18 protein-coding genes are annotated in these 19,016 nt (G+C 72.3%); 10 read left to right on the top strand and 8 right to left on the bottom strand.

The window, feature by feature from the left end:
• Positions 1 to 198 precede the first annotated feature (198 nt).
• Positions 199 to 2,028, bottom strand: a complete 1,830-nt coding sequence (locus K6I33_RS14875; protein ID WP_229351969.1) for a phosphoenolpyruvate carboxykinase (GTP) — start codon at positions 2,026 to 2,028, stop codon at positions 199 to 201.
• Positions 2,029 to 2,301: 273 nt separating this feature from the next.
• Between K6I33_RS14875 and K6I33_RS14870 the strand changes: the two genes are divergently transcribed.
• Together K6I33_RS14870 and K6I33_RS14865 are read left to right on the top strand one after the other, a co-directional pair.
• On the top strand, positions 2,302 to 3,075 hold the full coding sequence (locus tag K6I33_RS14870; protein ID WP_275126699.1) for a hemolysin III family protein: 774 nt from the start codon (positions 2,302 to 2,304) through the stop codon (positions 3,073 to 3,075).
• A gap of 345 nt (positions 3,076 to 3,420) precedes the next feature.
• Complete coding sequence (locus K6I33_RS14865) at positions 3,421 to 4,044, top strand: TetR family transcriptional regulator (protein WP_229351967.1); 624 nt, start codon at positions 3,421 to 3,423, stop codon at positions 4,042 to 4,044.
• Positions 4,045 to 4,142: 98 nt separating this feature from the next.
• On the opposite strand, the gene K6I33_RS14860 is transcribed toward K6I33_RS14865, so the two are convergent.
• The 3 genes from K6I33_RS14860 to mca all read right to left on the bottom strand — a co-directional run bounded on the left by K6I33_RS14860 (position 4,143) and on the right by mca (position 7,424).
• The gene (locus K6I33_RS14860) at positions 4,143 to 6,212 is read right to left on the bottom strand and encodes a thioredoxin domain-containing protein (RefSeq protein ID WP_229351965.1); all 2,070 of its coding nucleotides are present in this window, start codon (positions 6,210 to 6,212) and stop codon (positions 4,143 to 4,145) included.
• A gap of 137 nt (positions 6,213 to 6,349) precedes the next feature.
• Positions 6,350 to 6,550: an RAMP4 family protein gene (locus K6I33_RS14855; protein ID WP_229351963.1), complete on the bottom strand. Its 201-nt coding sequence runs from the start codon at positions 6,548 to 6,550 to the stop codon at positions 6,350 to 6,352.
• A 4-nt stretch (positions 6,551 to 6,554) separates the two neighbouring features.
• On the bottom strand, positions 6,555 to 7,424 hold the full coding sequence (gene mca, locus K6I33_RS14850) for a mycothiol conjugate amidase Mca (protein ID WP_229351961.1): 870 nt from the start codon (positions 7,422 to 7,424) through the stop codon (positions 6,555 to 6,557).
• Between the two features lie 122 nt (positions 7,425 to 7,546).
• On the opposite strand from mca, the gene K6I33_RS14845 reads away from it, so the two are divergent.
• Together K6I33_RS14845 and greA are read left to right on the top strand one after the other, a co-directional pair.
• Positions 7,547 to 7,957 (top strand): DUF4307 domain-containing protein, encoded by a 411-nt coding sequence (locus K6I33_RS14845; RefSeq protein ID WP_229351959.1) that lies wholly within the window; start codon positions 7,547 to 7,549, stop codon positions 7,955 to 7,957.
• 208 nt (positions 7,958 to 8,165) lie between these two features.
• A complete protein-coding gene (gene greA / locus K6I33_RS14840) occupies positions 8,166 to 8,663 on the top strand; it encodes a transcription elongation factor GreA (protein WP_189451713.1) in 498 nt (165 codons plus the stop codon).
• Positions 8,664 to 8,763: 100 nt separating this feature from the next.
• On the opposite strand, the gene K6I33_RS14835 is transcribed toward greA, so the two are convergent.
• The 3 genes from K6I33_RS14835 to ilvA all read right to left on the bottom strand — a co-directional run bounded on the left by K6I33_RS14835 (position 8,764) and on the right by ilvA (position 11,962).
• A complete protein-coding gene (locus K6I33_RS14835; protein ID WP_229351957.1) occupies positions 8,764 to 9,627 on the bottom strand; it encodes an ABC transporter permease in 864 nt (287 codons plus the stop codon).
• Positions 9,624 to 10,616, bottom strand: coding sequence for an ATP-binding cassette domain-containing protein (locus K6I33_RS14830; RefSeq protein WP_229351954.1), 993 nt, complete (start codon positions 10,614 to 10,616; stop codon positions 9,624 to 9,626). Before K6I33_RS14830 ends, K6I33_RS14835 begins: the two co-directional genes overlap by 4 nt.
• 128 nt (positions 10,617 to 10,744) lie before the next feature.
• Positions 10,745 to 11,962, bottom strand: coding sequence for a threonine ammonia-lyase (ilvA, locus tag K6I33_RS14825; protein WP_229351952.1), 1,218 nt, complete (start codon positions 11,960 to 11,962; stop codon positions 10,745 to 10,747).
• A 216-nt stretch (positions 11,963 to 12,178) separates the two neighbouring features.
• On the opposite strand from ilvA, the gene K6I33_RS14820 reads away from it, so the two are divergent.
• The 3 genes from K6I33_RS14820 (at position 12,179) to K6I33_RS14810 (ending at position 13,518) form a co-directional block, all read left to right on the top strand.
• Entirely contained in the window at positions 12,179 to 12,679 is a 501-nt protein-coding gene (locus K6I33_RS14820; RefSeq protein ID WP_229351949.1) for a MarR family winged helix-turn-helix transcriptional regulator, read from the top strand.
• Between the two features lie 31 nt (positions 12,680 to 12,710).
• Positions 12,711 to 13,142 carry a sigma factor-like helix-turn-helix DNA-binding protein gene (locus tag K6I33_RS14815; RefSeq protein ID WP_229351946.1) on the top strand — a complete coding sequence of 144 codons (432 nt, stop codon included), beginning with the start codon at positions 12,711 to 12,713 and terminating at the stop codon, positions 13,140 to 13,142.
• A gap of 121 nt (positions 13,143 to 13,263) precedes the next feature.
• Positions 13,264 to 13,518: a hypothetical protein gene (locus K6I33_RS14810; protein ID WP_229351942.1), complete on the top strand. Its 255-nt coding sequence runs from the start codon at positions 13,264 to 13,266 to the stop codon at positions 13,516 to 13,518.
• A gap of 109 nt (positions 13,519 to 13,627) precedes the next feature.
• Here the strand turns inward: K6I33_RS14810 and K6I33_RS14805 are convergent, their stop codons facing one another.
• Positions 13,628 to 14,773: a cystathionine gamma-synthase gene (locus K6I33_RS14805; RefSeq protein WP_229351939.1), complete on the bottom strand. Its 1,146-nt coding sequence runs from the start codon at positions 14,771 to 14,773 to the stop codon at positions 13,628 to 13,630.
• Between the two features lie 167 nt (positions 14,774 to 14,940).
• On the opposite strand from K6I33_RS14805, the gene K6I33_RS14800 reads away from it, so the two are divergent.
• From K6I33_RS14800 to K6I33_RS14790, 3 genes are all read left to right on the top strand, one after another.
• Positions 14,941 to 16,020, top strand: a complete 1,080-nt coding sequence (locus tag K6I33_RS14800) for a hypothetical protein (RefSeq protein WP_229351938.1) — start codon at positions 14,941 to 14,943, stop codon at positions 16,018 to 16,020.
• Between the two features lie 137 nt (positions 16,021 to 16,157).
• The gene (locus tag K6I33_RS14795) at positions 16,158 to 17,774 is read left to right on the top strand and encodes a M48 family metallopeptidase (protein ID WP_229351937.1); all 1,617 of its coding nucleotides are present in this window, start codon (positions 16,158 to 16,160) and stop codon (positions 17,772 to 17,774) included.
• 45 nt (positions 17,775 to 17,819) lie between these two features.
• Positions 17,820 to 18,881: a DUF4034 domain-containing protein gene (locus K6I33_RS14790; RefSeq protein WP_229351934.1), complete on the top strand. Its 1,062-nt coding sequence runs from the start codon at positions 17,820 to 17,822 to the stop codon at positions 18,879 to 18,881.
• Positions 18,882 to 19,016: the final 135 nt, after the last annotated feature.

Here is a 19,016-nt window from a genome sequence, read left to right as displayed (position 1 = left end):
GGGAGGGAGGGTTGTACGCCGCAGGCGGACGTGGTTCTTCCGGTGGAACAGGTCGTACTGGCAGCACGCACCTTCGGCGACACGCTCCTGCGATTCAGGTCAGCGCTGAGACCTGGAGGAAAGCCGTCGCGCCACGCGGCGGCGGCCCCGGCCCGGCGGGGAGCCGGGGCGGGGCCATCGCACGCAGTAGCGGAGGGATCAGCCCAGGCGCTCGACCAGCGCGCGGTACTCGTCCCACAGTTCCTTCGGCGTGTGGTCGCCGAAGGTCTCCAGGTGCTGGGGCACCAGGGCGGCCTCCTCGCGCCAGACGTCCTTGTCGACCGTGAGGAGCAGGTCGAGGTCGGCGGCCGGGATGTCGAGGCCGTCGGTGTCGAGGGCGTCGCGCGTCGGGAGGATGCCGATGGGGGTCTCGACGCCCTTGGCCGTGCCGTCGAGGCGCTCGACGATCCACTTCAGGACGCGGCTGTTCTCGCCGAAGCCCGGCCAGACGAACTTGCCCTCGTCGTTCTTGCGGAACCAGTTGACGTAGTAGATCCGCGGCAGCCTCGACTGATCCTTGTCCTGGCCGACCTTGATCCAGTGGCCCATGTAGTCGCCCATGTTGTAGCCGCAGAACGGCAGCATGGCGAAGGGGTCGCGGCGCAGCTCGCCGACCTTGCCCTCGGCGGCGGCGGTCTTCTCGGAGGCGACGTTGGCGCCGAGGAAGACGCCGTGCTGCCAGCTGAAGGACTCGGTCACCAGCGGGACGGCCGTGGCGCGGCGGCCGCCGAAGAGAATGGCCGAGATCGGGACGCCCTTGGGGTCCTCCCACTCCGGGGCGATGATCGGGCACTGCGACGCCGGGACGGTGAAGCGGGCGTTGGGGTGGGCGGCCGGGGTGTCCGAGGCCGGGGTCCAGTCGTTGCCCTTCCAGTCGATGAGGTGACCGGGCGCCTTCTCCGTCATGCCCTCCCACCACACGTCGTCGTCATCGGTGCGGGCGACGTTGGTGAAGACGGCGTTGCCCCAGAGGGTCTTCATGGCGTTGGCGTTGGTGTGCTCGCCCGTGCCGGGGGCGACGCCGAAGAAGCCGGCCTCGGGGTTGATGGCGTAGAGGCGGCCGTCCTCGCCGAAGCGCATCCAGGCGATGTCGTCGCCGATGGTCTCCACGGTCCAGCCGGAGACGGTGGGCTCCAGCATGGCGAGGTTGGTCTTGCCGCAGGCGGAGGGGAAGGCGGCGGCGACGTACTTGGGCTCGCCGTGCGGCGGGGTGAGCTTGAGGATGAGCATGTGCTCGGCGAGCCAGCCCTCGTCCCGGGCCATCACCGAGGCGATGCGCAGGGCGTAGCACTTCTTGCCGAGGAGGGCGTTGCCGCCGTAGCCGGAGCCGTAGGACCAGATCTCGCGTTCCTCGGGGAAGTGCGAGATGTATTTGGTCGTGTTGCAGGGCCAGGGCACGTCCTGCTCGCCCTCGGCCAGCGGGGCGCCGAGGGTGTGGACGGCCTTGACGAAGAAGCCGTCGTCGCCGAGCTCGTCGAGGACGGCCTGGCCCATGCGGGTCATGGTGCGCATCGAGACGGCGACGTACGCGGAGTCGGTGATCTCGACGCCGATCGCGGACAGCGGCGAGCCGACGGGGCCCATGCAGAAGGGCACGACGTACATGGTGCGGCCGCGCATGGAGCCGCGGAAGATCCCGCCCTGGTCGTCCTTGCCCGCGAAGATCTCGCGCATCTCCGCCGGGGCCTTCCAGTGGTTGGTCGGGCCGGCGTCCTCCTCCTTCTCGGAGCAGATGAACGTGCGGTCCTCGACGCGCGCCACGTCGCTGGGGTCCGAGGCCGCGTAGTAGGAGTGGGGGCGCTTGACCGGGTCGAGCTTCCGGAAGGTGCCCTTGGCGACGAGCTCCTCGCACAGGCGCTCGTACTCGCTCTCGGAACCGTCGCACCAGACCACCTGGTCCGGCTGAGTGAGGGCGGCGATCTCGTCGACCCAGGAGATGAGCCCCTGGTGGTTGGTGGGGGTGGTGGGAGCCGCACTGGTGCGCGCCACGATCGCTCCGTCCCGCCGGAACCCGCTGTCCGGCGTCAGATGTTGAGGGTGGAACGGCCCATGGGCACCGGGGATCGTCGGTGCCGGACCGCCTCTGCACTTTGGTTGCCCCTTGGGGGCCGCGACCCAGACGCTTCGTGACCGCTCATCCGGTGCCGCCCGCACTCATTTGATCATCCGACTCATCATCCGATCTGTCCAGGGGGCGCCCCCGTGACCATCACCACCCGATACCCGTCCGTAACCTACGGTTGCGTAGGTAGCATGACGACCATGACACCCGCGCCCGGCACAGCGCCCTCCCCGCCCTCCGGTTCCCCCGGGGCGCCGCATACCGCGACCACGAATGTCAGTTCGTCCGATTCCAGTTCGTCCGCCGCCGGGGCCGCCGCGGCGGTTCCGGCCACGGTTCCGGCCAAGCCGAAGCTGCGCGGCTGGCTGCACGCCGGGATGTTTCCCGCGGTACTGGTCTCCGGCGTCTTCCTCACCGCCCTGGCCGACAGCACCCGGGGCCGCGTCGCCTGCGCGGTCTACGTCCTGAGCGCCTGCCTGCTCTTCGGCATCAGCGCGCTCTACCACCGCGGGAACTGGAGCCCACGCGCCGCGGGCGTGCTCCGCCGGCTCGATCACGCCAATATCTTCCTGATCATCGCGGGTACCTACACACCCCTGACCATGCTGCTGATCCCGGGCGGCCGGGGGCAGCTGCTGCTGTGGGCGGTATGGCTCGCGGCGGCCGCCGGAATCGCCTTCCGCGTCTTCTGGGTCGGCGCGCCGCGCTGGCTCTACACCCCCTGCTACATCGCGATGGGCTGGGCCGCCGTCTTCTTCCTGCCGGACTTCCTGCGCAAGGGCGGCATCGCCGTCCTCGTGCTGGTGATCGTCGGCGGCCTGCTCTACTCGGCGGGCGGCGTGATCTACGGGATCAAGCGCCCCAACCCCTCACCCCGGTGGTTCGGATTCCACGAGGTGTTCCACTCACTGACCCTCGCCGCGTTCATCACCCACTACGTGGGCATCTCGCTGGTGGCCTATTCGCACGCCTGAGACGCCTGAGACGCCTGAGCGCGTGCGGCGCTCCCCTCGCGTCGGCCGCGGCCTCGACGCCGCGGCCACCCGCCAGGTCAGCCCGCCCACCCCGGCCACGACCACGGCCAGCACGGCGATCTCCCCCACCAGCACATAACCGACCACACTCAACGCGCCGACCAGTAAAGCGGCAACGGTCATGACATACCCCCTCCATCACCTTTTGACAGGTCCGAACAACTGACCCGTCCCCTGCCCCGCACACAGCGTCACACACCCCACTGACAATCAGCGTCCCGTCAAAGCCGGCCACTCCCGCGCTCGATGTGGTCCGTGAAAAGACCGGTGCCGGAGAATGCGGCCATGGCCACAGCACAGTCCTCCCCCGCGGCGCCGCCCGCGCCCGTCCTCGGGCTGCGCGAGCGGAAGAAGCTCCAGACCCGCCGGGCGATCCGGGGTGCCGCCTACCGGCTGTTCGCGCGGCAGGGGTACGACGCCACGCCCGTCGACCAGATCGCCGAGGCCGCCGACGTCTCCACCAGCACGGTCTTCCGCTACTTCCCCACCAAGGAGGACATCGTCCTCACCGACGAGTACGACGCGGTGATGGAGGCCGCGATCCGCTCGCGGCCGGCGGACGAGCACCCCGTCGAGTCCATCCGGCACGGCGTGACCGGCGCCGTCCGCCAGCTCGTCGAACGCGACATCGCCGAACTGCGCCAGCGCTCCCGGCTCGTGCACGAGGTGCCCGCGCTGCGCGGCCGGTCGGCGGAGCGCATGGCGAAATCCGCCCGCGTGCTCTGCGGCGTCCTGGCCGAGCGCACGGGCCGCCCGCCCGGCGACCTGGAGCTGCGTGTCGTGGTCGCCGCCGTCCTCGGGGCGATGCAGGAGGCGACGATGCACTGGGTCGAGCAGGGGCAGACGGAGGATCTGCCGGACCTGATCGACCGCGCCCTGAGGGTGCTCGCCCGTGGGCTGACGCTTTAGCGCTCCGCTGGGAGTCCGGCGTGCCATCTGCGCTGCGGGTGCGTCGTGGCTGGTCGCGCAGTTCCCCGCGCCCCTTCGGGGCGCCGGTGAGTCCCCCGTCAGTCCCCCAGCCGGCCCGCCAGCGCCTCCGGGTCCGCCGTCGGGGCGTCGCAGGTGAAGTCGCGGCATACGTACGCCGCCGGGCGCGCGTCCAGGAGGGTGCGGCCCACCAGCAGCGGGACCTCCTCCGAGCCCGGCTCACCGACCGCGACGACCAGCCCCGGGGCGGTCGACAGCAGCGCGGTGCGGTGCAGCCGCAGCGTCGCCGGGTGGTCCGCCGGGCCCACGACGGCGACCTCGCGGGGCCCGTCCAGCAGGGCCTCGGCGACCGCCAGGCCCCAGCTGATGAAGCGCGGCGCCTTGGGCCCCAGCGCCGTCACCACGCCGAGCGCCTTCTCCGCCGCCTCCCGGTGCCGGGCGCTGCCCGTGTACGCGGCGTACGACAGGAGCGCCCCGGCCGCCGCCGTCCAGCCCGAGGGCGTGGCGTTGTCGGTGGGGTCCTGCGGGCGGCGGATCAGCGCCTCGGCGTCGTCGGCGGTGTCGAACAGCGCGCCGTCGGGCGCGGTGAAGTGGTCCAGGACGGTGCCCAGGAGCAGCCCGGCGAAGTCGACCCACACGCCCTCGCCCGTCACGGCGGAGAGCGCGAGGAAGCCCTCGGCGACGTCCGCGTAGTCCTCCAGGACGCCGGAGTGGGTGCCGGCGGTGCCGTCCAGCGAGGTGCGGGCGAGCCGTCCGTGCCAGTCCATGTGGACGCGGACGATCAGGTCGGCGGCGTCGGTGGCGGCCTGGATCAGGTCGGGGCGGTCGAAGTAGGCACCGGTCTCGGCAAGCGCGGCGATGGCCAGCCCGTTCCAGGCGGCCACGATCTTGTCGTCGCGGCCGGGGCGGGGCCGCCGGTCGCGGGCGGCCAGCAGCCGCTCCCGGAGGGACGCGACCTTCGCCGCCTCCCACAGCCGCTCGGTGTCGGGGAGCTGAAGGACGGACGCGCCCTCCTCGAACGTGCCCTTCTCGGTGACGCCGAAGTACTCGGCCGCGAGTGCGGCGTCCTCCTCGCCCAGCACCTCCCGCAACTGCTCGGGCGTCCAGACGTAGTACGCGCCCTCGGTGTGCCGTCCGCTGCCTCCCCCAGAGCCTTCGGCCTGGGGGTGCCCCCATTCGTCTGCGACTCCGCTGTCGGCGTCCAGCGCGGAGGCGAAGCCGCCCTGGACCGTGCGGAGTTCGCGGATCATGAAGTCCGCCGTCTCCAGGGCCACGCGCCGGGCGAGCTCCGAGCCGGTGGCCCGCCAGAGGTGGGCGTACGCCCGGCAGAGCAGGGCGTTGTCGTAGAGCATCTTCTCGAAGTGGGGGACGGTCCAGGTCGCGTCCACCGCGTAGCGGGCGAAGCCGCCGCCGAGCTGGTCGTAGATGCCGCCGCGGGCCATGGCCTCGCAGGTGGCCGAGGCCATCTCCAGGGCGGCCTCCGAGCCCGTGCGCACATGGTGGCGCAGCAGGAACTCCATCGTCATGGACGGCGGGAATTTGGGGGCGCCGCCGAAGCCGCCGCGCGTGGCGTCGAAGTCGCGGGTGAGCCCGAGCAGGGCCGCGTGGAGCTCCTCCGGACCGGGCGGCCGGGCGGTGTGCACGGCGAGGGAGCGCTCGGAGAGGTCCCGGACGATGCGGCCGGCGACCTGGCCCACCTCGTCGCGGCGGTCGCTCCAGGCGGCCCGGACGCCTTCCAGGACCTGCCGGAAGCCGGGCATGCCGTGCCGGGGGGCGGGCGGGAAGTAGGTGCCGAAGTAGAAGGGCTCGGCGTCGGGGGTGAGGAAGACGGTCATGGGCCAGCCGCCGTGGCCGGTGGCGGCCTGGACGGCCTCCATGTAGACCGCGTCGACGTCCGGCCGCTCCTCGCGGTCGACCTTGACGGAGACGAAGTGCTCGTTGAGGTAGGCGGCCGTCGGCTCGTCCTCGAAGGATTCGTGCGCCATCACATGACACCAGTGACAGCTCGAATACCCCACGCTCAGGAGCACGGGCACGCCTCGGCGCCGCGCCTCGGCGAATGCCTCGGGCGACCAGGGCCACCAGTCGACGGGGTTGTCGGCGTGCTGGAGGAGGTAGGGGGACGTCTCGTGCGCCAGGCGGTTGGGCATGGGCCCATCCTCGCGCACGGGAGGCGCCGGGGCGGTGTCCGGCGGCGCCGGACGGGCCCCGGTGGGCCCGTCCGGTCACGCCGCCGCCGTCACGCCGCCGTCGTCACCCCGGCGTGGACGCCGGAGTCACCCCGTCGTCACGCCGTGGTCTTGCCGGCCTCGCCCGACGGGTCGGGCGCCTCCTCGAAGTCCACCCGCTTCATGTGCTTGTTCATCGACTTCATCAGAAACCACACGGCCCCGCCGATGACGGCGAAGACGATGAAGCCGAGGACTCCGGGGGTGACCTTGTCCTGGTCGAGATCCGCGGCGGCAAGCGTAAGGGCGCTCATCATCATGGGGTCAATTGTTGCGGATGCCCGCGAAGAGGTCGTCCTCGGGGAGGGAAGTGTCGACGAGGGACTTCGCCAGCTCGTACTCCTCGGTCGGCCAGACCTCGCGCTGAATGTCCATCGGCACCCGGAACCAGCCGCCGTCGGGGTCGATCTGGGTGGCGTGGGCGATCAGGGCCTTGTCGCGGATCTCGAAGAAGTCGGCGCACGGCACGAACGTGGTCAGGGTGCGCTCGCGGCCCATCTCGTCCCAGCGCTTGAGCCACTCGCCGTACGGGGACTCCAGGCCGCGCTCGATCAGCGCGTCGTGGAGGGCCTGGGTGCGCTGACGGTTGAAGCCCTGGTTGTAGTAGAGCTTCTGCGGCTGCCAGGGCTCGCCGGCCTCGGGGTAGCGCTCGGGGTCGCCTGCGGCGTCGAAGGCCACCATCGTGATCTTGTGGGTCATGATGTGGTCGGGGTGGGGGTAGCCACCGTTCTCGTCGTACGTGGTGATCACGTGCGGGCGGAACTCGCGGATCAGCTCCACCAGCCGGCCGGCCGCCACCTCGACGTCCTCCAGCGCGAAGCAGCCCTCGGGCAGCGGCGGGAGCGGATCGCCCTCGGGGAGACCGGAGTCGACGAAGCCGAGCCACTCCTGCTTGACGCCGAGGATGTCGCGGGCCTCGGCCATCTCCTTGGCGCGGACCTCGTGGATGTTCTTCTCGATGTACGGGTCGCCCTGGAGCTTGGGGTTGAGGATGGAGCCGCGCTCACCACCCGTGCAGGTGGCGACCAGCACGTCCACCCCCTCGGACACGTACTTGGCCATCGTGGCCGCGCCCTTGCTCGACTCGTCGTCGGGGTGGGCGTGAACGGCCATCATTCGCAGCTGCTCAGTCAACGCTCGGTCCTCAGTCACTGGTCATGGCCCCTCCCATTGGACATCCGGGGCGCCTCCTATAGTGACCGAAGCGGGACTCGTTTCATTCCGCGTTCACAAATCAGCGCCCAGGAGGAACGATCATGGCTGCGGAGCGCGATGCCCTGCCCGAGGGGCGCTACGGCCGCTCGGCGGACGAGCGTGCCGACCGCAAGCTGAAGATCGTCGGGGCGGTGCTCGGCGCGGCGCTGCTCGGCTTCGTCGGCTGGGCCGGTGTGCACTACATCACCTCGTCGGAGGTGACCGGTCAGCTCATCCGCTCCAAGACGGTGTCCGACACGGCCGTGCAGGCGGTCGTGGAGGTCCGCAAGGAGAAGGACGCCGTCGCCGTGTGCACCCTGCGCTCACTGGGCGTGGACGGCGGCGAGGTGGCCCGCAAGGACGTGACCTTCGACCGGCGCGCGGAGAGCTTCACACAGCTGGTGGAGATCCGGACGACGGCCCACGCCAGCGCCACGGAGCTGGAGGGCTGCCGGACCGCGTCGCGGGGCTGACACCGCCCGGGCGTTACCCGGAGATACCGCGCTGACCTGCGTTGACGGGATTCTTGCGCGATTTATCCCGCTTACTCCTTCCCCCCTTCGGGACGTAATTGTTAGGCTCGTGGTTTCGCCCCGCTTTGAAGGTGCACCCTTCTGAGTAGGGCGTTCATTTGTATCGAGATGCATCCCCAGCATTCCCCAGTACCGACGAGGAGCACCTGTGACCCAGACCAGCGACAACGTCACCTGGCTGACTCAGGAGGCGTACAACCAGCTCAAGGCCGAGCTGGAGTATCTGTCTGGTCCCGCTCGCACCGAGATCGCCGCGAAGATCGCGGCGGCCCGCGAGGAAGGTGACCTGCGAGAGAACGGTGGGTACCACGCGGCCAAGGAGGAGCAGGGCAAGCAGGAGCTCCGCGTCCGGCAGCTGACGCAGCTCCTCGAGTCCGCCAAGGTCGGCGAGGCCCCCGCCACGGACGGCGTGGTGGCCCCCGGCATGGTCGTCACCATCGCCTTCGACGGCGACCCGGACGACACCCTCGACTTCCTGCTGGCCTCCCGCGAGTACGCCAGCTCGGACATCGAGACGTACTCGCCGCAGTCGCCGCTCGGCAGCGGCGTCAACGGCAAGAAGATCGGCGAGGACGCCCAGTACGAGCTGCCGAACGGCAAGAAGGCCATGGTCCGCATCCTTGAGGCCAAGCCCTACAGCGGCTGACGCCCCCGGAGCGACGCGCCGGAGCCCCGGACCCGTGCACGGGTCCGGGGCTCCGGCGTATCCGTGTGACCGAGCGGCGTATCCGTGTGGCCGAGCGCCGCTACGCCGTCGCCGAGCGGTACTTCCGCACCGACAGGGCCCGGAAGACCACGATGATCAGCAGGGACCACAGCAGCGACGCCCACACCGGGTGCTGCATCGGCCACGCGCCCGGCACCGGATAGCCCTGCGGCACATTGCCGAACAGCTCCCGGGCCGCCTGCACGGTGGCGCTGAAGGGGTTCCACTCGGCGATGGCGCGCAGCACGGTGGGCATATTGCCCGAGGGCACGAAGGCGTTGGAGATGAAGGTGAGCGGGAAGAGCCAGATCAGCCCGCCCGAGGTGGCCGCCTCCGGGGTCCGCACGGACAGCCCGATGAGCGCGCCGATCCAGGAGAAGGCGTAGCCCAGCAGGAGCAGCAGGGCGAAGCCGCCGAGGGCCTTGAGGACGCCCTCGTGGATCCGCCAGCCGACGATGACCGCCACGATGGCCAGGACGACCAGCGTGAGGGCCGTCTGCACCAGGTCGGCGAGGGTCCGGCCGGTGAGCACCGCGCCCCGGGCCATGGGCAGGGAGCGGAAGCGGTCGATGAGGCCCTTGTGCATGTCGTCGGCGATGCCCGCGCCCGCGCCGGCCGTGGCGAAGGTGACGGTCTGGGCGAAGATGCCGGCCATGAGGAACGAGCGGTACGTGGACGGGTCGGTGCTGCCGCCCACGGCGATCGAGCCGCCGAAGACATAGCTGAACAGCACCACGAACATGATCGGCTGGACGAGGCCGAAGACGACGACCTCGGGAATCCGGATCATGCGGATCAGATTGCGCTGGGCGACGACCAGGGAGTCGCGGACGGACTGGACGGCCGCCCCGCCGCGTGCCGCGGGCACGGGCCGCCGGGACAGGGTGGTACCGGTCGCGGTCATGCCCCCGCCACCTCCTTCGCCTCGGGAGTGCCGGTGGCGGGTTCGTCGCTCGCGGCGGCGTGCCCGGTGAGGGAGATGAAGACGTCGTCCAGGGTCGGGCGGCGCAGGGCGATGTCGTCGATCTCGATGCCGCGCCCGTCCAGCTCCCGGATGACCTCGGCGAGCAGCTTGGCGCCGCCGGAGACCGGGACGATGACCTTGCGGGTGTGCTCCTCGACGGTGGGTTCGCCCTTGCCGAAGGCGCGGATCACACCGAGGGCGGGGGCGATGTGGGCGCGTTCGTGGACGACCAGCTCGACGCGCTCCCCGCCTGTGCGCGCCTTGAGCTGGTCGGAGGTGCCCCGGGCGATGACCCTGCCGTGGTCGATCACGCAGATGTCGTGGGCGAGGTGGTCGGCCTCCTCCAGGTACTGCGTGGTGAGCAGCAGGGTCGTCCCGCCGGCGACCAGCTCCTGGATGACCTCCCACAGCGCCTGGCGGTTGCGGGGGTCCAGGCCGGTGGTGGGCTCGTCCATGAACATCACGGGCGGGCTGACGACCAGGGCGGCGGCGAGGTCGAGGCGGCGGCGCATGCCGCCGGAGTAGGTCTTGGCGGGCCGGTCGGCGGCCTCGGCGAGGTTGAAGCGCTCCAGCAGCTCGGCGGCGCGCGCCTTGGCGTCGCGTCCGCTGAGCTGGTAGAGGCGGCCGACCATCCGGAGGTTCTCACGGCCCGTCAGATATTCGTCGACGGCGGCGAATTGGCCGGACAGTCCGATGGCGTGCCGGACGTCGTTGGGTTTCCGGAGCACGTCGATGCCCGCCACGACGGCTTTACCGCGGTCCGGTTTGATCAGGGTGGTGAGCACGCGCACGGCGGTGGTCTTGCCGGCGCCATTGGGGCCGAGCAGTCCTAGAACGGTCCCTTCCGGAACGTCGAGATCGACGCCGTTCAGGGCCGTGACGTCGCCGAAGGTCTTGACCAGGCCTTCGGCGTAAATAGCGCCTGGCATGGATGTTCTCCCCGTTTGGGTGACGTAATAGTTGATTTTACGTTCACCGGTGGCGATCCGCCCTCTGAATGAATGCCACCGGATATGCGTGGCCCTTACTTCCGGATATCGGGGCGGCCCGCCGGATATCAGGGGGACAGCGGATAGCCCGCGGCGCGCAGGGCCGCGCGCACCTCCGCGCGGTGCTCCGGGCCCGCCGTCTCCAGATGCAGCTCGACCTCGGCCTCCGTCAGCCCCAGCCGGGGATCGGTGCGTTCGTGGGCGATGTCGACGACATTGGCGTTCGCGGCGGAGACCACCCCCAGCAGCGCGGCGAGCGCCCCGGGGCGGTCCGGCAGCGGCAGCCGCAGCGACAGGAAGCGGCCCTCGGCGGCCATACCGTGGCGCAGGACGCGCTGCAAGAGCAGCGGATCGACGTTGCCGCCCGACAGCACCGCCACCACCGGGCCCCGGCCCCGGAACGAGCCGGGGTCCGCCAGCAGCGCCGCGACCGGGCCCGCGCCGGCCGGCTCGACGACGAGCTTGGCCCGCTCCAGGCAGACCAGCAGGGCGGCGGCGATCCCGTCCTCGGAGACCGTACGGACCTCGTCGACCAGCCGCGCCACGATCCGGAACGGCACCTCGCCGGGGCATCCCACGTTGATGCCGTCCGCCATCGTCGCCGGGGCCGCCAGCGCCACCGGATGCCCGGCGGCCAGCGACGGCGGGTACGCGGCGGCGCCCGCCGCCTGGACGCCCACGATCCGCACGTCCGGCCGCAGCGCCTTGACCGCCACCGCGATCCCGGCGATCAGACCGCCCCCGCCGACCGCCACGACGATGGTGCGCACCTCGGGGCACTGCTCCAGGATCTCCAGCCCCACCGTGCCCTGACCGGCCACGATGTCCGGGTGGTCGTAGGGGTGGACGAGCACCGCGCCCGTCCGCTCCGCCCACGCGCGGGCCGCGCCCAGCGCCTCGTCCAGCCCCTGCCCGAGGACGCGCACCCCGGCGCCGTACTCGCGGGTGGCGGCCACCTTCGGCAGCGGGGCGCCCTCCGGCATGAACACCGTGGATCGCACCCCCAGCAGCGAGGCCGCCAGCGCCACGCCCTGCGCGTGGTTGCCGGCGCTGGCGGCGACGACGCCCGCCGCGCGCTCGGGGGGCGTCAGGGCGGCGATCCGGGCGTAGGCGCCACGGATCTTGAACGAGCCGGTGCGCTGGAGGTTCTCGCACTTGAGGTGGACGGGCGCGCCGACGAGCCCGGACAGATGGCGGCTGCTCTCCAGGGCGGTGATCCGGGCGACCCCCGACAGCGTCTCCCGCGCCCGGCGCACATCGCCGAGGGTCACCGGACGTGCGGCCATGACCTCAGTATCGCGCTGCGGAGGGGGACTGAACGGAGCGGATAAATGGGGCATACAGCCGGGACGTAAGGGGCGATACGGGCGGCGCATACATACATACCGACCGGTTTGCGGAGCACTGGTACAACAGCGTGCGGGGACGCGTACTCTGTCCCCCATTCTCAGCGATTCCAGCTCCGTATCCCTGCCCGCCGTACGAAGTGTGAGCCCCAGGCCATGCCCACCTCTCAGGACATGACGACCGACCTCGCCCCCGGCGTCCTCGACGCCCTCCAGCACCAGGTGGCCGTCTTCGCCCGCCGCGCCGAGCAGACCCGGCTCGGTGGCGTAGGCCGGGTCCACAACTCCATGGACCGCGCCGCCTACCTCCTGCTCAACCGCCTCGACCAGGAAGGCCCCATGGGCGTCAAGGCGCTCGCCGCGGGCATGGGCATCGACTCCTCGACCGTCACCCGCCAGGTGGCGCCGCTCGTCGACACCGGCCTGGTCAAGCGCACCTCGCACCCCGAGGACGGCCGCGCCGTCGTCCTCCAGCTCTCCCCGCGCGGCAAGGCCCGCCTGGAGGAGGTCCGCGCGTCCCGGCGCGAGCTGATGGCCCTGTGCACGGACGGCTGGAGCGAGGACGAGCGCGACGTCTTCTGCACCCTGCTCACCCGCTTCAACACAGCCCTGTCCGACATCCACTTCCAGCCCCAGCAGGTTCCCCCGGCCTCTTGACCGGGCCGCGCGGCTGTCCTCTTCTGGAGGGGTGCGAGAGCGGCAGGACGCCCGGGAGCGCCGCCGCGCCCGGGAGTTCGAGGCGTTCGCCGGTGGCGCGGGCGGCAGACTGCTGCGCACCGCGCTGCTGCTGACCGGTGACCGGGAGGCCGCCGAACGGCTGCTGACCGGCGCCCTCGCCCGTACGTACGCCGCCTGGGACGGCCTCGGCGGCGAGGACCCGTACGAGCGCACCCGCCAGGAGCTCGTGGCGCGCTACGCCCGCTCGGCCCGCTCCGTGCGGGGCCGGTTCCGGCGCGGGGGCGCGGGGGTGCTGGGCCGGCTGACGCCGCGGGAGCGGCTGGTGGTGGTCCTGCGGCTGTACGAGGGGGTCGCCGAGGAACAGACGGCGGCGGCGCTCGGGGTCTCCGTGGAACGCGTACGGGCGCTGTGCGCGCGGGCGGTCCTCACGGTGGCGGCGTGAACGCGGTGCGGCGTGAACGCGGTGGCGACAGTGTGAACGCGGTGCGGCGTGAACGCGGTGGCGACAGTGTGAACGCGGTGCGGCGTGCGCGCGGTGGTGACGGTGTGAGCGCGGTGGCGGCGTGAGCGGCCAGGACCGCCGGGAGGCTGAGGTCCGGCGGCTGCTGGACGGACCGCGTCCGGCGGTGCCGGCGGAGGTGGTGGCGCGGGCCGCGGAACGAGGGCGGCGGCTGGTGCGCAGGCGGCGCGCGGTTCAGGGCGTGTCCTGGGTTCTTCTGGTCCTCGCCGTGGTGGTGTTCGGCGTGTGGGCCGCCATGGAGGAACCGTGGCGGCCACGGCCGTCGGGGACGGCGCCGCCGTTGTGGGATGGGGACTGAGGCCCCGGTCCCGCCCTCTCACCGTTTCCTGGGGCTCCGCCCCAGACCCCGCTCCTCGAACGCCGGAGGGGCCGCATTCGACCCGCCCGGCGTTCGAGGACGAAGGACGTCAGCCGAGCGCCTGCGTCAGGTCGGCCAGCAGGTCGTCCGCCGACTCGATGCCCACCGAGGCACGGACCAGGTCCGCCGGGACCTCCAGCTGGGAGCCGGCGACCGAGGCGTGGGTCATCCGGCCCGGGTGCTCGATGAGCGACTCGACGCCGCCCAGCGACTCGCCCAGCGTGAAGAGCTTGGCGCGGTTGCAGACCTCGACGGCCGCCTCCTCGCCGCCCGCGACGCGGAAGGACACCATGCCGCCGAAGGCGCGCATCTGCTTGGCCGCGACCTCGTGCAGCGGGTGCTCGGGCAGACCCGGGTAGTAGACCTGCGTCACCTTCGGGTGGGAGACGAGCAGCTCCACCACGCGCTCGGCGTTGGCGGTGTGGCGGTCCATGCGCACGGCGAGGGTCTTGATGCCGCGCAGCGTCAGCCAGGAGTCGAAGGGGCCGGCGACGGCGCCCATCGCGTTCTGGTGGTAGGCGAGCTCCTCGCCCAGGCCGGCGTCGGCCGTGATCAGGGCGCCGCCGACGACGTCGGAGTGGCCGCCCATGTACTTGGTGGTGGAGTGGACGACGACGTCCGCGCCCAGGGACAGCGGCTGCTGGAGGTAGGGGCTGGCGAAGGTGTTGTCGACGACGAGCTTCGCACCGGCCTCGTGGGCGACGCCCGCGACGGCGGCGATGTCGGTGATGCCGAGCAGGGGGTTGGAGGGGGTCTCGACCCAGACCGCCTTGGTCTCGGGCCGGATCGCGGCGCGCACGGCGTCCGGGCTGGAGGTGTCGGCGACCGACCACTCCACGCCCCAGCGGCTCACGACCTTGGCGAAGAGCCGGAACGTGCCGCCATAGGCGTCGTTCGGGATGACCACGTGGTCACCCGGCGCGAGCAGCGTGCGCAGGAGGGTGTCCTCGGCGGCCAGGCCCGAGGCGAAGGCGAGGCCCCGGACACCGCCCTCCAGGGCGGCGAGGTTCTCCTCCAGGGCCGTGCGCGTGGGGTTGGCGCTGCGGCTGTACTCGTAACCGCCGCGCAGACCGCCGACGCCGTCCTGCTTGTACGTGGACACTTGGTAGATGGGCGGTACGACGGCCCCGGTCAGCGGGTCCGCTTCCTGCCCGGCGTGGATCGCGAGGGTCTCGAAGCTGTGCTGGTCGCTCATTCATCCGAGAGTAGTGCCCGTTCGCCCGATCGCTCCTGTTCACTTGTAACCGGCGGATGAACGATTCGCCGGTTTGTCACGTTGTACCGTCGTCCGGCCTCTTCGGCCGACCTCCCCGGCCGGCCCCGTCGTTCCCCTTCGTCCCTCTTCGTTCCCCAGGACAGTCCATGGAGATTCTGCTAATCCTCCTCGCCGTCACCGTGATCTGCGGTGTCGTGGTGGCCCCCGCGATCCGGCGGTACCGGGCCGTGCGAGGTGTCGTCCAGGGGGCCGAGGCGGCCGTCGACCCGGTCGGCGCGCACGGCTTCGTCCCGCCCGAGCGGCTCGACGTACGGCTGCCCGGCCCCGACGAGGAGCTGCTGGCCGCCGTGACGGAGGCCCGCCGCACCCAGGACTGGAAGCCGGCGGCCGAGCTGCTGGCCCGGACGCCCGCCACGGGCGACGCCGAGCTGCGCTGGCAGCGGGTGCAGACGCTGGCCGGCGCGGCGGCCCAGGAGCTGGCCGAGGCGCCGGGCACGGGCGGGATGTGGCTGCGGCACTGGCGCGTGGTGGCGCCCAAGGACGCGGGCGGCGCGGCGGTGCAGGCGGAGTTCCTGGTCCAGCAGGCGATGCGGAACCCGTCCTCGCAGGACTTCCGGATGATCCTGGAGGAGGCGCGCACGGTCTGCGCCGAGGCGGCCCTGCTGGCGCCGGGCGACCCCGTCCCGTACATCGTCGAACTGGGCGTCGCCCGGGGGCTGGGCGTGAGCGAGGCGGAGTTCCAGTCCGTGTGGGAGACGGTGACCGGCCGCGCGCCGGGCCACATGGGGGCGCACCTGAACGCGCTGCGCTACTGGAGCGCCAAGTGGCACGGCTCGCGGGAGCAGGCCGAGGCCTTCGCCCGGCGCGCGGCCTCCACCGCGCCGGAGGGCAGCCTGCTGCCCGCGCTGCCGCTGTTCGCGGTCTTCGACCACCTGCCCGATGTGCAGCTGGTGCGCGGCCTGTTCCAGAGCGCGGTGGTCGGCGACGCGATCGAGGCCGCCCAGTACGCGGTGAACCACGCCCCGGAGAACCACCCGGTGCTGCCGCACGTCCGGCATCTGCTGGCCTGGTTCCTGGTCCGGGCCGACCGCCACGCGGAGGCCCTGGAGCAGTTCCGGAAGATCGACGGCCACATCGGGGCGCTCCCGTGGACGTACGAGCCGGACCCGGTGGGCGCCTACACCGCGTACCGGGCGATGGCGGTGGCGGGAGCGGCCGGGGGGTGATCCCGGGCGCTATCCGGCTCGTTGGGCCTATTCGGCTTATTCGGCGTCCGGCGAAATTTCGCCCACCCGCGCCACAATCACACATATGATCCCCTGGCTGCTGCTTCGCCGACTCCTCAGCTGGGGGACTTCGCCCTGTGGGCACCTCTCTGCGCGCCCTGCGGGCCTTCGCCCTGCTGGCCGGGTTCCATCTGCTCACCCTGGCCGTGCTCGGCGCCCTCCTCGGCGTCGGCATCGCGGCGTGGGTCTGGGCGTCGGCCGTCGTCGCGGTCGCCCTGACGGCGCTGTGCGTGCTGCTCGGCGTGCCGGTCGTCCGGGGCACCCTCCTGATCGGCAGGCCCGACCGGGGCGATGCCGTCGGACTGCCCGTCAGCGAGAGCGAGCAGCCCGGGCTGTGGCGGGCCGTCCGCTCGCTGGCCGAGCAGGTCGGCACCCGCGCGCCCGACGGGATCCTCCTCACCGGGGACGCGAACGCGGGCGTCTCCGAGGACACCCGGCTGCTCGGCCTGCTGCCCGGACCGCGCCGGCTCTACATCGGCGCTCCGCTGCTGACCGGGCTCACCGAGGCCCAGCTGCACGCCGTGCTCGCCCATGAGCTCGCCCACTACCGCAACACCGACACCCGGCTCGCCGGCCTCACCCACCGCGGTCGCGACAGCGTGCTGCGGACCCTGGCGGCCTTCGGGGAGCAGGAGCGGAAGCGGATCGACAAGAAGCTCTCCCGCCGGGAAAAGGCGGTCGCCAAGGGCCGTGAGGTGAAGGAGCCGGACACCGGCCGGGCCGGGTTGACCCACCGGATGGCGGCCGGGCCCTTCCTCGCGTACGCCCGGTTCTACTTGCGGGCCACCCACGGCGCCGGCCGGGCACAGGAGCTCGCCGCCGACCGGACGGCGGCGCGGATCGCCGGGCGGGACGCCACCGCGTCGGCCCTCCGGGAAATGGCCGTGCTCGACGCGGCCCACGACTTCTACATGAGCCGCTACGCGACGATGGGCGTCACGGCGGGCCTCCTCCCGCCGCGCGGCGAGGTCTTCGGCGGTCTGCGCAGCCTGCTCACGGCCCCGGAACGCCAGGAGAACCTGGCGACGCTGCGGAACGAACCGCCGGCCGGCGTCCCCTCCCGTTACGACACCCACCCGTCGCCGGCCGACCGGATCCGCCTGATCGAAGCGCTGCCCGACGACGGCCGTGCCGCCGCCCCGGCCGGGCCCGCGCTCGCGCTGCTGCGCGACGCCGACCGGGTCCTGGCGGACCTGGAGACCGCCGTCCTCACCCCCGAGACCCTGGCCCTGGAACGGGCGGACTGGCGGGAGCTGACGCACCGGGCCATGCGCGCGCTGACGGTGGAGGGGGCGCGCCCGCTGCGGGAGGCGCTGGCGGAGGCGGGCCTGGCGGCGTCCCCGTCGAGCGCCACGGCGGACCTGGCGGTGTTCCTCGACGCCGTCGACGCGGGTTCGCTGTGGCGGATCGCCGGCCACCTGCCCAAATCGCCGGAGGCCGCGCGGGCCCGGGGCAGGGCCGCCCGGGAGTTCCTGCGCCCCGCCCTGCTCTCCGGGCTGTGCGACCTGACCGAACTGGCCCTGACCGAAACGGCGGCGGCCCGCTGGGAGCCGTCCTGGGCGGAGCCGGCGCGCCTGCTGCTGCCAGGCGGCCGGGAGGCCACCGAGGCGGTGGCGACCGCGGTACGGCCGGCCGTCGGGGACGTCCCCGACACGGCACCGCTGCGCGACCTCCTGCGCGCGGCCGCCGCCTAAACCCTCTTTTCCCTTCCCCACCTACCGATCGGATCCACTTCAGGCATGCTGCTGTCCCTCATCATCATCGCGGTGTCCGTCTTCCTCTGGATCAGGAGGAAGCGGCGCGAGGCCGCGGCGCCGTCCGCCGCCCAGCTGGCCGCCGCGGGCTGGCTGCCGCCGGAGCGGCAGAACACGGAGCGGTCCTTCGCGGACCCCGAGGCCGACGCCATCGAGGCGGCCGTCGCCGGGGGCGACTGGGAGCCCGCCGCGCGGGCGCTCGGCGCCACGGGCACCGACTGGGAGCGTCGTTCCGCGCTCGTCGGGATCCTCGCCCACGCGGCGGCGAAGGACGACGCCTGGCTCAGGGACTGGGAGGCCGCGCGCCCCAACGACCCGGGCGCGGCCGTCGTCAAGGCGGAGGCCAGGATCTTCGTGGCCTGGGACATCCGTGGCACGGCCTGGGCCAAGGACACCACGGCCGAGCAGTTCATGGGCTTCCACCGGGTGCTGGAGGAGGCCCGGGAGGACCTCGACCGCGCCGTGGCCCTGGCCGCGCCGGAGGACCCCACCCCGTATGTCGCCCGGATCCCGCTGCTCAAGGCCACGGGCGCGTCGCACGACACGATGCGGGAGCTGTGGGCCGAGATCACCTCGCGCGCGCCGTACCACTTCGACGCCCACGCCTCCGCTCTCCTGTACTGGTACCCGAGGTGGCGCGGCTCCGAGGAGCTGGTGCGCGAGTTCGCGTGGGGGGCCGCGCGCACGGCACCGCCCGGCAACCTGATGACCATGCTCCCGCTCCAGCACTGGTACGACCACCTCGACGCGGACGCCCCCGACGTCGCCTTCCGCTCGGTGGACCTCACGGCCATGGTCGACGCCGCGCTGATGGACGTGGCGGCCTGCCGTCCGGACCACCCCCGGCTGGCGGACGCACGGCACATGCTGGCGTACGTCCTGACCAAGCAGGAGCGCTACGCGGAGGCCGTGGAGCAGTTCCGGCGGGTGGACGGGTATGTGGCGGCCGAGCCGTGGACCAACTACCCGACCAAGGAGGCGGAGGCCTTCTGCCTCTACCGCGACGCGGCGATCGTCGGCTCCGGGGCACTCCGGAACGGCCGCTGACACCCCCGTACGGCCGGGGCCGGGGCCGGAATCCCCGGCCCCGGCCGTACGTTCTCCCCCCAGGACCGCTGGAGCCGAGGAGAGCGAGAACCGGATGTACCCGAACCGCCTGCCCACCCCCGAGGAGACCCTGCC

Source organism: Streptomyces sp. UNOB3_S3 (genome assembly GCF_020740895.1).
Classification (GTDB): domain Bacteria; phylum Actinomycetota; class Actinomycetes; order Streptomycetales; family Streptomycetaceae; genus Streptomyces.
This window is presented reverse-complemented; position numbering and strand designations above follow the sequence as displayed.